The 14,756-nt window shown below is 67.3% G+C and carries 10 protein-coding genes; 4 read left to right on the top strand and 6 right to left on the bottom strand.

Annotated features, from left to right (window positions below):
• Nucleotides 1-41 precede the first annotated feature (41 nt).
• From A4F85_RS19950 to A4F85_RS19930, 5 genes are all read right to left on the bottom strand, one after another.
• Nucleotides 42-2,435 carry a DUF1631 family protein gene (locus tag A4F85_RS19950; RefSeq protein WP_063327530.1) on the bottom strand — a complete coding sequence of 798 codons (2,394 nt, stop codon included), beginning with the start codon at nt 2,433-2,435 and terminating at the stop codon, nt 42-44.
• A gap of 39 nt (nt 2,436-2,474) precedes the next feature.
• Nucleotides 2,475-3,425, bottom strand: a complete 951-nt coding sequence (gene secF / locus A4F85_RS19945) for a protein translocase subunit SecF (protein ID WP_012202769.1) — start codon at nt 3,423-3,425, stop codon at nt 2,475-2,477.
• Nucleotides 3,426-3,438: 13 nt separating this feature from the next.
• Nucleotides 3,439-5,361, bottom strand: a complete 1,923-nt coding sequence (gene secD / locus A4F85_RS19940) for a protein translocase subunit SecD (RefSeq protein WP_013804608.1) — start codon at nt 5,359-5,361, stop codon at nt 3,439-3,441.
• A gap of 91 nt (nt 5,362-5,452) precedes the next feature.
• Nucleotides 5,453-5,788, bottom strand: coding sequence for a preprotein translocase subunit YajC (yajC, locus tag A4F85_RS19935; protein WP_012202771.1), 336 nt, complete (start codon nt 5,786-5,788; stop codon nt 5,453-5,455).
• Between the two features lie 341 nt (nt 5,789-6,129).
• On the bottom strand, nt 6,130-9,711 hold the full coding sequence (locus A4F85_RS19930) for an indolepyruvate ferredoxin oxidoreductase family protein (RefSeq protein ID WP_063327529.1): 3,582 nt from the start codon (nt 9,709-9,711) through the stop codon (nt 6,130-6,132).
• A gap of 188 nt (nt 9,712-9,899) precedes the next feature.
• Here A4F85_RS19930 and A4F85_RS19925 point away from each other — a divergent pair, with 188 nt between their 5' ends.
• Together A4F85_RS19925 and A4F85_RS19920 are read left to right on the top strand one after the other, a co-directional pair.
• Complete coding sequence (locus A4F85_RS19925; protein WP_012202773.1) at nt 9,900-10,403, top strand: Lrp/AsnC family transcriptional regulator; 504 nt, start codon at nt 9,900-9,902, stop codon at nt 10,401-10,403.
• Nucleotides 10,404-10,564: 161 nt separating this feature from the next.
• Nucleotides 10,565-12,325, top strand: a complete 1,761-nt coding sequence (locus tag A4F85_RS19920) for an MFS transporter (RefSeq protein WP_063327528.1) — start codon at nt 10,565-10,567, stop codon at nt 12,323-12,325.
• Nucleotides 12,326-12,535: 210 nt separating this feature from the next.
• Here the strand turns inward: A4F85_RS19920 and mltA are convergent, their stop codons facing one another.
• Nucleotides 12,536-13,720 carry a murein transglycosylase A gene (mltA, locus tag A4F85_RS19915; protein WP_063327527.1) on the bottom strand — a complete coding sequence of 395 codons (1,185 nt, stop codon included), beginning with the start codon at nt 13,718-13,720 and terminating at the stop codon, nt 12,536-12,538.
• Here mltA and A4F85_RS30925 point away from each other — a divergent pair.
• Nucleotides 13,719-13,889 carry a hypothetical protein gene (locus A4F85_RS30925; RefSeq protein ID WP_016449371.1) on the top strand — a complete coding sequence of 57 codons (171 nt, stop codon included), beginning with the start codon at nt 13,719-13,721 and terminating at the stop codon, nt 13,887-13,889. The two genes, mltA and A4F85_RS30925, sit on opposite strands and share 2 nt — an antisense overlap.
• 146 nt (nt 13,890-14,035) lie before the next feature.
• Complete coding sequence (locus A4F85_RS19910; RefSeq protein WP_063327526.1) at nt 14,036-14,743, top strand: OmpA family protein; 708 nt, start codon at nt 14,036-14,038, stop codon at nt 14,741-14,743.
• The last annotated feature ends 13 nt before the right edge of the window (nt 14,744-14,756 follow it).

Below are 14,756 nucleotides of genomic sequence, written 5' to 3'. Positions count from 1 at the left end.
GTAGAGAGGCGCCGTGCCCCGGGGGGAAGGCGCGTAGCGCCTCAGGGGGAGCTTAGCCTTTCAGGGTTCGCCTGAATCTTCTCCAGCGCATCGCGCGTCGCACGCACCGTGAGCGCCTCTTCGTCATGCACGGACAGCAGGCCGGACTGCAGGTAGGAGGCCATGCGCCGCAGCTGCAGCAGGTGGCAGGTGCCATCGAGCGCGGCGAACAGGTGCAGCTGCTTGCGGCGGCTGCGCCAGGTGTATTGCACCTGGATGCGCGCGCCGTTGTGGTCCAGCGTGAACCAGCGGCCCGGCTCCAGCGAGGTGGCCCACTCCAGCATCACCGGGTCCACGGGGGTGTTGGTGCTCGGGATGACGTTGAGCCCGGCCGTGTCCACGCCCAGGATCATCTCGATGTTCTCGGGCGACAGCGGCATGTCCTCGTCGAGCATGCCGTCTTCGCTGATGTACTGCTCCAGATGGGACAGCCGCTGGGCCATGGCCTCGATGCGGGCCGGTGCGATGGTCGCCGTCTTGGAGACGAAGGCTTCGGCCAGCGTGTCGGTGACCAGCTTGATGCGTGCGGACTGCCCCTCGCCCGTGACGCCGATCAGGGCCAGCCCTTCGCGCAGCGTCTGCAGCAGCGTCGGCAGCGTCTGGATCACGCGCGAGCGTTCCTGGCGCGTGGGCTTGGCGCTGGCGGCCCAGACCAGTTCGCTGGCGGCCTGCTTGAAGCGCATGGTGCGCGCGTCCTTGGCGCCGTGGCGCACGGCGGCCAGGGCCAGCACCTCGGTCCAGGTCTTGAACAGGAACTCGCGGATCTCCTCGCGCACCGGCATGTCGGTGAGCAGGTGGCGCAGCTCGATCGTGTACTGGATGGCCAAGGTTTCCTTTTGCTCCACCTGCTGGGCCACGCTGACGATCTTGGCCTTGTCCTGCGACTGGGTCAGGTAGCGCGCCAGGAAGTCCTCGAACTCGCGCAGCACCAGCACGAAGACCTTCTGGCCGGTCTCCGGGTACTGCTCGATGACCTGGACGATGCGCCGGATCTCCGACTCCAGCGCGCTGCCGCTGATGCTGGAGGCGTCGAACCCCATCACGCACGAACCCAGGCGGTCGATCAGCAGCCGGGCCGGGTGGCGCAGATTGCTGAAGAATTCCTGCTCGGCCAGGGCCACGCGCAGCACGGGCACCTGCAGCCGGGCAAACCAGACGCGCACCGAGGGCGGGATGCGGTCCTCGGTCAGGATGGCCTGGAACATCAGGGCCACGATCTCGATGGTGGCCTTTTCACCCGAGGTGGTGGCCTTGCGCTTGAGCTCGGCCGAGCGCTCGCGCACCTGGCCCACCAACTGGCCGATGGCGGCCGGGCTGGCATCGATTTGCAGCGTGGTCAGTCCCCGGGCCAGCATGTGCTGGTACTGCGTCTGGGCCACGACGCGCTGCTCCAGCAGGGCCTGGGTCAGCGCGGCCGATGCGGGGGCCTGCTGCAGGCCACCGCCCACGCCGCCCACGCCGGGCACCAGGCCCGGCACGCCCACGCCCGGCTGCATGAGCAGGCGGCGCAGTTGGCCCACGACTTCATGGGCGCGGTGGCGTGCGCGCGAAAGTGTTGTCAGGCCCACGGGCATCTGTCCCTGGGGCAGTGCTCCGTTGGGCGGATAGGAGGCGGCAGCGCCCGGCACGCCACCCATCTGCGTGGGCGCATAGGCCGAGGAAGGCTGCGAGGTCGAGGCAGGCGCCGTGGCCGGGCCCAGGCCCATGGCGCGCGTGGAGTGGCCGCCCTCGGTGCGCCGCACCCGCATGGCCACGTCCTGCGAACGGGTGACGCCCTGGCCGTCCAGCAGCTGGTGGGCCGCCTGGTATCCGGCCACCAGCAGCGGTGCCAGGGCTGTCTGCAGCAGATCGTTCACGCGCTGCAGATCGCCGCGCTGCAGGCCGCTGGCGAGCCATTGCTCGACCAGATGGCGGCACACGGACTCGCTGCGCAGAATGTCGTCGGATGGCAGTTCCTGGTTTTCGATGGCCTGCATGCGCAGGCGCAGCGTATCGAAGACGGGTGCCGTGGTTTCACCCATGGCCAGCGCCATGCGGGAGGCCAGGATCTTGTTCTCCACCACATCGTCGCTGAGCAGTTCGAACTGCAGCGCCCCGCGCTTTGGCACGGAGGCCGGTGTGGCCCTGCCCGGCTGCAGTGCGCCCTGCAGGGCCTGCATGCAGGCATTCAGCCAGGCCGCCTGGTGCTGGCGGTAGCTGGACCAGGCCTCGCGACGCTCCTGCATTTCACGTGCGGTGCCCACGGCCTGGGCCTGTTGTTCCATCTGGGCCAGCAGCTGCTGGGCCACGCCGGGCAGGCCCTTGCACAGTCCACGCACCCAATGCAAACGCGCCTGCTGGCCCAGTGAAGACTGGGTGCCAGCAGGCGCGTTGGAAGGGGTGGGCAGGGAGGGCATGCCCGCGAGTGTAAGCCGGTCTGGAGCTAGAACATTCGCTTACACAGTGGCGCCGGCGTTGGGATCGTTGGGGTCCGTGGAAGCCTTGGGCGCCTTGATCAGATCCTCGCGCTTGACGCCCAGCCACATGGCGATGGCGGCGGCCACGAAGACCGAGGAATAGATCCCGAACAGGATGCCGATGGTCAGCGCCAGCGCGAAGTAGTGCAGGCTGGGACCGCCGAAGAAGAACATGGACAGCACCATGGCCTCGGTGGAGGCGTGGGTGATGATGGTGCGGCTCATCGTGCTGGTGATGGCGTGATCGATCACCTCGGTGGTGCTGAGCTTGCGGAACTTGCGGAAGGCTTCGCGGATACGGTCGAAGATCACGACCGACTCGTTGACCGAGTAGCCCAGCACAGCCAGCACGCCGGCCAGCACGGACAGCGAGAACTCCCACTGGAAGAACGCGAAGAAGCCCAGGATGATGACCACGTCGTGCAGGTTGGCGATCACGGCGGCCACGCCGAACTTCCATTCGAAGCGCATGGCCAGGTAGATCACGATGCCCAGCACCACGAAGCCCAGTGCCATCAGGCCGTTGTGCATGAGCTCGTCACCCACCTGCGGGCCCACGAACTCGGTGCGGCGCAGCGTGACTTCGGCGTCTTCCTTCTTGAGCGCCGTGAGCACCTGCTCGCTTTGCTGCGCGGAGGACACGTCCTTTTGCACGGGCAGGCGGATCATCACGTCGCGCGACGTGCCGAAGTTCTGTACCGTGACGTCGCTGTAGCCCAGCTTGGAGACGGTATCGCGCACCTTGGCGATGTCGGCGGTCTGGGTATAGGCCACCTCCATCACGGTGCCGCCCGTGAACTCCACGGACAGGTGCAGGCCGCGCGTGAGCAGGAAGAACACGGCCAGCGCGAAGGTGATGAAGGAGATCGCGTTGAGGACCAACGCGTACTTCATGAAGGGGATGTCTTTGCGGATGCGGAAGAACTCCATGGTCTTCCCCCTTTCAGTTGTTGGCGCCGGAATCGGCGACGCTGGAACCCTTGGCAGCCACGGAGCGCAGCTGGCTGGTGTCTTCCGGCTTCCAGACCTGGCCGATGGAGATGCTCTTGAGCTTCTTGCGGCGGCCGTACCAGAGGTTGACCAGGCCGCGCGAGAAGAACACGGCCGAGAACATGCTGGTCAGGATGCCGATGCAGTGCACCACGGCGAAGCCGCGCACCGGGCCGGAGCCGAAGGCCAGCAGCGCCAGGCCCGCGATCAGCGTGGTCACGTTCGAGTCCAGGATGGTGTGCCATGCGTTCTCGTAGCCCGCATGGATGGCGGCCTGCGGCGAGACGCCGCCGCGCAGTTCTTCGCGGATGCGCTCGTTGATCAGCACGTTGGAGTCGATGGCCACGCCCAGCGCCAGCGCCATGGCGGCGATGCCGGGCAGGGTCAGCGTGGCCTGCAGCATGGACAGGATGGCCAGCAGCAGCAGCACGTTGACCGACAGGGCCACCGTGGAGATCACGCCGAACAGCATGTAGTACACGCACATGAAGGCCGCGATGGCCACCAGGCCCCAGACCACGGAGTGGATGCCGCGGTTGATGTTGTCGGCGCCCAGGCTGGGGCCGATGGTGTATTCCTCGATGATCTCCATGGGCGCGGCCAGCGAGCCGGCACGCAGCAGCAGGGCCGTGTCGTTGGCTTCTGCCGTGGTCATGCGGCCCGAGATCTGCACGCGTCCGCCACCGATCTCGGTACGGATCACGGGAGCCGTCACGACCTCGCCCTTGCCCTTTTCGAACAGGATGATGGCCATGCGCTTGCCCACGTTCTCACGCGTGATGTCCTTGAAGATGCGCGCGCCCTTGGCATCGAGCACCAGGTTGACCGTGGGTTCCTGGGTCTGGCTGTCGAAGCCGGGCTGTGCGTCGGTGAGGTTCTCGCCGGTCAGCACGACCTGCTTTTGCACGATCACGGCCTGGGCGTTGCGGTCCAGGTAGCGCTCGGAGCCGAAGGGCACGGGGCCCGAGCCCAGCTCGGCGCCGCGCGCCTCGGAGGATTCGTCGACCAGGCGCACTTCCAGCGTGGCCGTGCGGCCCAGGATGTCCTTGGCCTTGGCCGTGTCCTGCACGCCGGGCAGCTGGACGATGATGCGGTCCAGACCCTGCTGCTGGATCACGGGCTCGGCCACGCCCAGCTCGTTGATCCGGTTGTGCAGGGTGACGATGTTCTGCTTGAGCGCCTGCTCCTGCACCTTGCGCAGGGCTTCGGGCTTGATGGAGGCCAGCAGCTTGAAGCCGGCGCCATCAGGCTCGGAGGTGGCTGCCAGATCGGGGAACTGGTCGGTGACCAGGTTGCGGGCGGCCGTGAGCATGGCCTCGTCGCGCACGCGGATCTCGACGGTGTTGCCGTTGCGCGAGACGCCGCCGTGGCGGATGTTCTTGTCGCGCAGCGAGGTGCGCAGGTCGCCGGCAAAGGAGTCGGCCTTCTTGGTCAGGGCCGCAGCCATGTCCACCTGCAGCATGAAGTGCACGCCACCGCGCAGGTCCAGGCCCAGGTACATGGGCTTGGCGCCGACGGCCGTGAGCCATTGCGGCGAGCGCGACACCAGGTTCAGCGCCACGATGTAGGCCGGATCGTTGGCATCGGGGATCAGGGCCTTCTGGATCACGTCCTTGGCCTTGAGCTGCTCGTCGGGCGTGTTGAAGCGCGCCCGCACCGAGGTGCCCTCGATGGTCAGCACATCGGGCTTGACATCGGCGGCCTTCAAGGCCTCTTCGACCCTGTGCAGCACCGCGTTGTCCACCTTGACGGTGGCCTTGGCCGAGGAGACCTGCACCGCAGGCGCCTCACCGAAAAAATTGGGCAGGGTGTAGAGCACCCCCACCAGCAGCGCGATCACGATGATCGCGTACTTCCAGACCGGATATCGGTTCATGATCGCGCTCTTCGCTCTTTGTAGACAGCAACGCACAAAAGGGTGTGCTGCCGCCTGCGCGGTCCGCACACCCGCAAGACAGGGACAGCGCTTACTTCAGCGTGTCCTTGGGCAGCACCTGTACGACGGCGCTGCGCTGGATCTGGACTTCCACACCCGAGGCGATCTCGATGTGCAGGAATTGCTCGGACATCCGTGTCACGCGGCCGATGATGCCGCCGGACGTTGCCACTTCGTCGCCCTTGGCCAGCGCCTCGATCATGGAGCGGTGCTCCTTCTGGCGCTTCATCTGGGGGCGGATCATCACGAAGTACAGCACCACGAACATCAGTGCCAGCGGTGCCATGCCATACAGCTGCGACATGAAGTCGCCACCGGAGGCTGCTGCTGCGGGTGCGGTCTGGGCAAAAGCGGAAGAAATAAACACGGGCAAGACTCCAGGATTGGAAGGTCGAAAAAGGGTCGCTGCGCACGCCGTATGCACGGGCCCGCGCAGGAGAACGGAGCATTGTATGCGTCAGCCCTGACCCACATGGGCTGCCAGGATCTGGCGGCTGCGGGTTTTTCGGCGACGATGGCTGCAACTGGCTGCAACTGGCTGCCATCTGCCGTTTTTAAAGGGGTGGAGCGCGGTTTTTCGTGATTTTTGCGCCCGGCCTGACGGTCCATGGAACGGACCCTGACGGAGCCGCGCCGCCCACACCTTGCGGTGCGGGCGGCGGCAGCGATCTTACAGGAGGCCCCTGGAACGGGGCGGTCCGTGTGGTTTCAGGCGACGCCGACGGCGGGCTTGCCCGTGCTGCCGGCACCCCGTGACGGTGCGCTCCAGCGTGCCATCAGCGCCTTCCACTTGATGCGGGCCGCTGCCAGGTTGCGCTCCTTGACATGGCCGTAGCCGCGGATGTCCTCGGGAATGCTGGCGATCTCCACGGCCAGCGCCAGGCGCTCGGGCGTGAGTTCGGCCAGCAGGCCTTCGATGCACTGGCGGTATTCCTGGATCAGGGCGCGCTCGGTGCGGCGCTCCTGCGTGCGGCCGAAGGGGTCCAGCGCCGTGCCGCGCAGGCCCTTCATCTTCGCCAGCACTTCCATGGCCTTGCGCATCCAGGGACCGTAGGACTTCTTGACCAGATGGCCGTGCTCATCCTTGCCGGCCGACGACGGCGGCGCCAGGTGGTGGACCACGCGGTAGTCGCCCTCGAACATGCCGGCGATGCGCTGGCTGAAGGCCGCATCGGTGTGCAGGCGCGCGACCTCGTACTCATCCTTGTAGGCCATGAGTTTGAACAGATAGCGGGCCACGGCCTCCGACAGGCGCGTGCCGGAGCCCGCCACGCCGCGCTCGGCGGCATGGATCTTGTCCACGAAGGCCTGGTACTCGGCCGCATAGGCGGCGTTCTGGTAGCCCGTGAGGAAGTCCACGCGCTTGGCCACCATCTCGGTCAGCGAGGGCTTCTTGACGAACTGGATCACCTGGGCCGTCTGGAACAGGGCGCGCACGGCGGCCAGGTCATGGGCGCAGCGGCGGCCCCACTCGAAGGCGGCCTTGTTGTTGTCGGCCTGCACGCCGTTGAGTTCGATGGCGCGCATCAGCGCGGCGTGCGACAGCGGCACGCGGCCCTTTTGCCAGGCGTAGCCCAGGATCAGCGGGTTGGTGTAGATGCTGTCGCCCAGCAGCTGCACGGCCACCTGCTCGGCGTCGAAGCTGCCCAGCAGCTCGGGGCCCACGGCCTGGGCCAGGGCGCTGGCGCAGCGGTCGTCCGGCGCCTGCCAGTCAGGGTTGGTGACGAAGGCTGCCGTGGGCGAGCCGTGGCTGTTGAGCGCCACGAAGGTGCGGCCCGGCTGCATCACGGACATGGTGGTCGGCGTGGCCGTGACGATGGGGTCGCAGCCGATCACCAGGTCGGCCTTGGCCATGTCCACCTTGGTGGTGTAGATGGCCTCGGGACGGTTGGCGATCTGGATGTGGCTCCAGGTGGAGCCGCCCTTTTGCGCCAGGCCGGCCGCATCCTGGGTGATCACGCCCTTGCCCTCCAGGTGGGCGGCCATGCCCAGCAGCGAGCCGATGGTGATCACGCCCGTGCCGCCGACGCCGGCCACGACGATGCCCCAGGCCTGCTCGGCCACGGGGAGCACGGGCTCCGGGATGGCGGGCAGCATGGACAGGTCGCCCTTCTTCTCCTTCTTGGGCTTCTTGAGCTGGCCGCCTTCGATGGTGACGAAGCTGGGGCAAAAGCCCTTCACGCAGGAGTAGTCCTTGTTGCAGGTGTTCTGGTTGATGCGGCGCTTGCGGCCGAACTCGGTCTCCACCGGCTCGACTGACAGGCAGTTGGACTGCACCGAGCAGTCGCCGCAGCCTTCGCAGACCAATTCGTTGATGACCACGGTCTTGTCGGGCGTGGCCAGCGTGCCGCGTTTGCGGCGGCGGCGCTTTTCGGTGGCGCAGGTCTGGTCGTAGATGATGGCCGTGCAGCCCTTGAGGGTGCGGAACTCGCGCTGGATGCGGTCCAGCTCGTCGCGGTGGTGCACGGTCACGCCCTCGGCCAGCGGCACGCCGTCGTACTTGGCGGGCTCGTCGGTGACGATGACCAGTTTGGCCACGCCCTCGGACTTGAGGCTGTTCATGATCTGCAGCACCGAGTGGCCCTCGGGCCGCTCGCCCACGCGCTGGCCGCCCGTCATGGCCACGGCGTCGTTGTACAGCAGCTTGTAGGTGATGTTCACGCCGGCCGCGATGCTCTGGCGTATCGCCAGCAGGCCGCTGTGGAAGTAGGTGCCGTCGCCCAGGTTGGCGAAGACATGCGCGTCCTTGGTGAAGGGCGCCTGGCCCACCCAGGTCACGCCCTCGCCACCCATCTGCGTGAAGGTGCTGGTGGAGCGGTCCATCCACACCGTCATGTAGTGGCAGCCGATGCCGGCCACGGCGCGGCTGCCCTCGGGCACGCGGGTGCTGGTGTTGTGCGGGCAGCCGCTGCAAAACCATGGCACGCGGTCGCCCGTGGGCTGGCTCTGGGCGGCCTTGAGCGCGGCCTCGCGGGCGTCCAGCACGGCAATGCGCTCGTGCATGCGCTGGGCGATGTGTTCGGGCACGCCGATCTTGGTCAGGCGCTGGACGATGGCGCGCGCGATGAGGGCCGGCGTCAGGTCCGCATTGGGGCGCAGCAGCCAGTCCTGGCTGGGATTGGGCACCGACCATTCGCCGCCGTGTTCGTCGCTGAACTTGCCGACCACGTTGGGCCGCACGTCGGAGCGCCAGTTGTACAGCTCTTCCTTGATCTGGTATTCGATGACCTGGCGCTTTTCCTCCACCACCAGGATTTCCTGCAGGCCGCGCGCGAAGTCGCGCGTGATGGTGGCCTCCAGCGGCCAGACCACGTTGACTTTGTGCACGCGTATGCCCAGCTGGCGGCAGGTGTCGTCGTCCAGGCCCAGGTCGGCCAGGGCCTGGCGCATGTCGTTGTAGGCCTTTCCGCTGGCGATCAGACCGAAGCGGTCGTTGGGGCCGTCGATCACGTTGTGGTTGAGCCGGTTGGCGCGCACATAGGCCAGGGCCGCATACCACTTGTAATTCATCAGCCGCTGCTCCTGCTCCAGCGGCGCATCGGGCCAGCGGATGTGCAGGCCGCCGGGCGGCATCTGGAAGTCCTCGGGCAGGATGATGTTCACGCGGTCCGGCTCCACCGACACGCTGGCCGAGGACTCCACCACCTCCTGGATGGTCTTCATGCCCGACCACAGGCCGGAGAAGCGGCTCATGGCAAAGGCGTGCAGCCCCATGTCCAGGATGTCCTGCACATTGCTGGGAAAGAACACCGGCGTGCCGCAGGCCTTGAAGATGTGGTCGCTCTGGTGGGCGGCCGTGCTGCTCTTGCTGATGTGGTCGTCGCCGGCCAGCGCGATCACGCCCCCGTGCCGGGCCGTGCCCGCCATGTTGGCGTGCTTGAACACGTCGGAGCAGCGGTCCACGCCCGGACCCTTGCCGTACCACAGGCCGAAGACGCCGTCGAACTTCTTGGTCTCGGGATAGAGATCCAGCTGCTGCGTGCCCCAGACGGCCGTGGCGCCCAGTTCTTCATTGACGCCGGGCTGGAAGACGATGTTGTTGGATTCGAGGTGCTTTTTCGCGGCCCATAGCGCCTGGTCATAGCCGCCCAGAGGGGAGCCCCGGTAGCCGCTGATGAAGCCTGCGGTGTTCAGGCCCGCTGCAGCGTCGCGCTGGCGCTGAAGCATGGGCAGGCGCACAAGGGCCTGTACTCCGCTCATGAACGCACGGCCGTGCTGCAGAGCGTATTTGTCGTCGAGAGTGACCGTCTCCAGGGCGCGGCGCACGTCTTCGGGCAGTGGGGCATTCATGGCTTGTCTCCATCGATGGTCGGCGCCCTGTCATGTCCTGCCCGGAACGGGAAAGAGGCATGCACGGCACTCGTTGTCTGAACCAAATCGCCTTTTTTCAGTGTATTCGTGCTCGTCTGATAGGTCTTTGCTTTCTTTGCGCTGTTTCAAGTATTCTTGGCAAGAATCATTCTTGAAGACGGTGTTTTGTGCAAACTTTGGACAAATTCGACATTGCCATCCTCGGCCACCTGCAGGCCGATGCGCGCCTGACCAATGCCGAGCTGGCCCAGCGCGTGGGCCTGTCGGCCGCGCCCTGCTGGCGCCGTGTGCGGGCGCTGGAGGAGGCGGGCTTCATCCGCGGCTACCACGCCGACATCGACCGCCACAAGATCGGCCTGGGCGTGCTGGCCTTCGTGCGGCTCGATGCCGTGCGCACGGCCGGCACGCTGACGCTGGAGATGGAGGACGCCATCCGCAAGCTGCCCGAGGTCGTGACCTGCCACTACATCAGCGGCACCGGCACCTTCGAGCTGCAGGTGGTGGCGCGCGACCTGGACAGCTTTGCGCAGTTCGCGCGCAACACGCTGCTGAACCTGCCCAATGTGAAGGACATGCAGACCAGTTTCTCGCTGGGCGAGATCAAGTCCAGCCATGCGCTGCCCCTGTCCCAGCTGGGGCCCATGGCGGGCAAGGGCCTGCCGGACCAGTAGCCGCAGGCCGGCGTACTGGCCTGTGAAGGTCGCGCCGAAGCGACAGTGTGCTCCTGCAAAAGGAGCAAAAAACGCCTGCCGTGCAAGGCGGTGATCGTGGTTCTTAGTGCAACAACCATTTCTGGCGCCACCCCCGCGTTTGGGCCGAGAATCAGGGGCACATGGCCGCAGAACAAACAACACCAGTCCCCGCCCAGCCGCCTGCCTCTGAATCCGAGCCTTCCACCCCGCCCCCGGCCGAGCCTTCGGGCATGGGGGCGCCGGGCACCCTGATCGAAGACCCGTCAGGCATGACGGCCGCCGACAAGGCGGCTGCCGAGGCCGAAGGCCAGAAGGCGGCCCAGGCCCAGCAGGGCGTCTGGGCGCCGCTGTCCGGCCCCACTTTCCGCATGCTCTGGCTGATCTGGATGGCGGCCAATACCTGCATGTGGATGAACGATGTGGCGGCGGCCTGGCTCATGACCTCGCTGACCACCTCGCCCGTGCTGGTGGCCCTGGTGCAATCGGCCTCCACGCTGCCCGTCTTCCTGCTGGGCCTGCCCAGCGGCGCGCTGGCCGACATCTTGGACCGGCGCCGCTACTTCATCGTCACCCAGTTCTGGGTGGCGGCCGTGGCCCTGGTGCTGTGTCTGTTCGTGCTGTCCGGCCAGATGACGGCGCACTGGCTGCTGGTGCTGACCTTTGCCAACGGCATCGGCCTGGCCATGCGCTGGCCCGTGTTCTCGGCGCTGATCCCCGAACTCGTGCCCAAGCACCACCTGCCCTCGGCCATGGCGCTCAATGCCGTGGCCATGAACGCCTCGCGCATCATCGGCCCCCTGGTGGCAGGCGCCATCATCGCCAGCCTGGGCAGCGCATGGGTGTTCGTGCTGAACGCCGTGCTGTCCATCCTCTCGGGCATCGTGCTGATCCGCTGGAAGCGCCGCCATGTGGCCAACCCGCTGGGCCGCGAGCGCCTGCCCTCGGCCATGCGCGTGGGCCTGCAGTTCGTGCGCGAGTCGCCCCGCATGCATGCGGTGCTGGCGCGCACGGTGTGCTTCTTCCTGCAGTGCACGGCCGTGATGGCCCTGCTGCCCCTGGTGGCCCAGCGCCTGCACGGCCCCACCGAGGGCGGGGGCGGCGCCGAGACCTTCACGCTGCTGCTGGCCTCCATGGGTGCGGGCGCCATCGTGGGCGCCATGTTCCTGCCGCGCCTGCGCCAGGCCATGTCCAAGGAAAGTCTGATCCGGTCGGGCTCTGCCGTGCATGCGCTGGCCACGCTGGCCGTGGCCCTGTCGCCCAATGTCTACATGGCCGTGCCGGCCATGATGCTGGCCGGCATGGCGCTGATCTCCACCGCCAACGTGCTGGGCGTCTCGGCCCAGATGGCCTTGCCCAACTGGGTGCGGGCGCGCGGCATGTCCATCTACCAGATGTCCATCATGGGCGGTACGGCGACAGGCGCCGCGCTCTGGGGACAGGTGGCCAGCATGGTGGGGGTGCGGGGCAGTCTCATGGTGGCCGCTGCCAGCGGCGTGGTCTGCATGCTGCTGGTCCAGCGCCTGGTGCGCGACCGCCAGATCGAGGAGGATTTGAGTCCCTCCAAGGCCTTCCAGCGCCCCGAGGTCAACATCCCCGAAGCCGGCCGCGTGGTCGTCACCATCGAGTACCAGATCGACCCCACCCAGGCCGAGGCCTTCCGCGCCCTCATGCAGGAAAGCCGCCGCAGCCGCATGCGGCAGGGCGCGCTGGGCTGGAGCCTGCTGCACAGCATGAGCCACCCCGAGCGCTACGTGGAGCAGATCATCGACGAATCCTGGACCGAGCACCTGCGCCGCTTCGACCGCGTCACCGCCGCCGACGTGGCCCTGCGCGACCGCAAGCTGGCCTATCACAAGGGCAAGGAACCGCCGCGCGTCACGAGGTACTTCGATACCCCCTGAGGCGCTGCGCGCCTTCCCCCTGAGGGGGACGGCGCCCTCGCCGCGAGGCGGCTCTTGCTCGGCGCCCCTGGCGTTGGGCCGCGCCAGAGCGAGGGACAGTGGATAGAGGTGTGTCTGCGCTGGTCTTGTGCCATGCGGGGCGAGCCTTGGCGCAAAGGATAAAACCGGCGCACCCCAAAGCGGGGGGAAGCGGCGTAGCCGCTCAGGGGGTCACCTCAAGTGCGGCGCCTGGCTGGCAAGGCTGCGCGGCCAGAAGGCCCACAGGCGCAGGTTCTGCTTGATGCGGCCGGCCAGGTCGCCGGCTTCGGGGCCCCAGCCCATGAAGTAGTCGGCGCGCACGGCGCCGACGATGGCGCTGCCCGTGTCCTGCGCAAAGACCAGGCGGTTCAGGGCCACGGTGGGCCCGGATGTGGACAGCCAGACCGGCGTGCCGTAGGGAATGCTCTGCTTGTCCACGGCGATGGAGCGGCCCGGGGTCAGGGCCACGCCCTGGGCGCCCTTGGGGCCGAATTGCAGGTCCAGGCCTTCCAGCGGCTCCTCGCGGAAGAAGACATAGCGCGGGTTGCTCCACAGCATTTCATTGACGCGGCCGGGGTTGGCGGCCACCCAGGCGCTGATGCCGGGCCAGGTGGCGTCGCGCACCAGTCCCTGGTCCAGCAGCCAGCGGCCCACGCTCTTGTAGGGCTGGTCGTTGGTGCCCGCAAAGGCGACGCGGATCGTGCGTTGCGCGCCCGTGGGCTCGATGATGTTCAGGCGCCCCGAGCCCTGGATGTGCAGCACCATCGCATCGACGGGGTCGCGCAGCCAGGCGATGGCGCGGCCTGCCAGGGCCGCCTGGGCCTCGGGCATCGTCTCGATCTGCTGGCGCGAGAACCAGGGCTTGCGGCTGCCGAAGCCGGCGCCGGCCGGCGTCTTGTACAGCGGCACGTTGAAGCCGTCGCCCGGCAGGCGCCGTGCCTCGAACAGTGGCTCGTAGTAGGCGGTCAGCATGCCGTCCGGGCCACCGCCCAGCGCTTCGATGCGGTAGGGCTGCAGATTGGCCATGAGCCAGGCGCGCTGCTCGTCGCCCGTGGCAATGCTCAGCTGGCGCACGTCCCGGCACAGGCCCGCGAAGACCGAGCTGGGCCGTTCGCAGTTCTTGAGCCAGGCATTCCAGGCTTCGTGCAGCGCGTCTTCCTGCAGGCCGGGCAATTCGCTCCAGTCGGCTGCGATCCAGCGGCTCTTGGTGGGGGTGCTGGTGACCAGCGGGGGCCTGGGTGTCACGGTGACCGGGCCTCCCGGCTGCAGGTCGGGCACGGGCGAAGGGTCATAGACCGGCTTGGTGGTGGTCGTGCAGGCGACCAGCGTCCCTACAATCAGCGCCATCGCGGCATGGCGCAGGAGGTGGAAATTCATGGGGTTGATTTTGCTCGAAGCACTGCTGGCCTTGGTGATTCTGGTCGCTATTGTGTGGTGGACCATGTTCTCCGGGCGCCGCAAGGGCGAGTTGCCCGTGGACACGCCACGGGATTCGCATCCGTCTCCAGACAAACCCTCTCCCGGGCAGGATCGCAGCGGCCCGTGACGGACGCGGAAGCAGCCTCGCGGAGCGGGCGCCGTCCTACGGGTATGCCCTGCCCGCACTGATAGGCTGTGCTCAGCCTGCTTTCCACAATGGGGACCCTGGCGCTACCGCACGGTGCGTTCCCAAGATTCAAAAAGGAGTTTCCCATGCGCAAGCACATCGTTCTGGCCGCCGCAACGGCTGCCGCACTGTTCATCTCCGGCTGCGCGAACATGAGCGACACCCAGCGCCGCACGGCCACGGGCGCTGGCGTGGGCGCTGCAGCCGGCGCCGTGCTGGGCGCGGTCACCGGCGGCAGGGCCGGCACGGGCGCCGTCATCGGTGCCGGCGTGGGTGCACTGGGCACCTACATCTGGTCGCAGAACATGGAAAAGCAAAAGCGCGAGATGGAGCAGGCCACCCAGGGCACGGGCGTGAACGTGAGCCAGACGGCCGACAACCAGCTCAAGCTCGACATTCCCAGCGACATCTCGTTCGATACCAACCGTTCCGACATCAAGGGCAACTTCGCCCCCATCCTGGACCGCTTCGCCGAAGGCCTGCGCAACAACCCCAATGCCGAGGTGCGCATCATCGGCCACACCGACAGCACCGGCTCGGACGCCATCAACAACCCGCTGTCGCTGGACCGCGCCAACAGCACGCGCAACTACCTGACCATGCGCGGCGTCTCGGGCGCTCGCATCGCCACCGAAGGCCGTGGCTCGCACCAGCCCGTGGCTTCCAACGACTCGGCCAGCGGCCGTGCCATGAACCGCCGCGTGGAAATCTTCGTGGGCGAGATCCCGCAGCAACAGCAGCCCCAGTATCAACAGCAGCCGCAATACCAGCCCCAGTACCAGCAGCCCCGCTGATCCCGGCTCTGGC

It is taken from the genome of Delftia sp. GW456-R20 (assembly GCF_001622915.1).
GTDB classification, from domain to species: Bacteria; Pseudomonadota; Gammaproteobacteria; order Burkholderiales; family Burkholderiaceae_C; genus Comamonas; species Comamonas acidovorans.
Note: the sequence above shows the minus strand (reverse complement) of the source record. Positions and strands in the feature narration are given on the sequence as shown.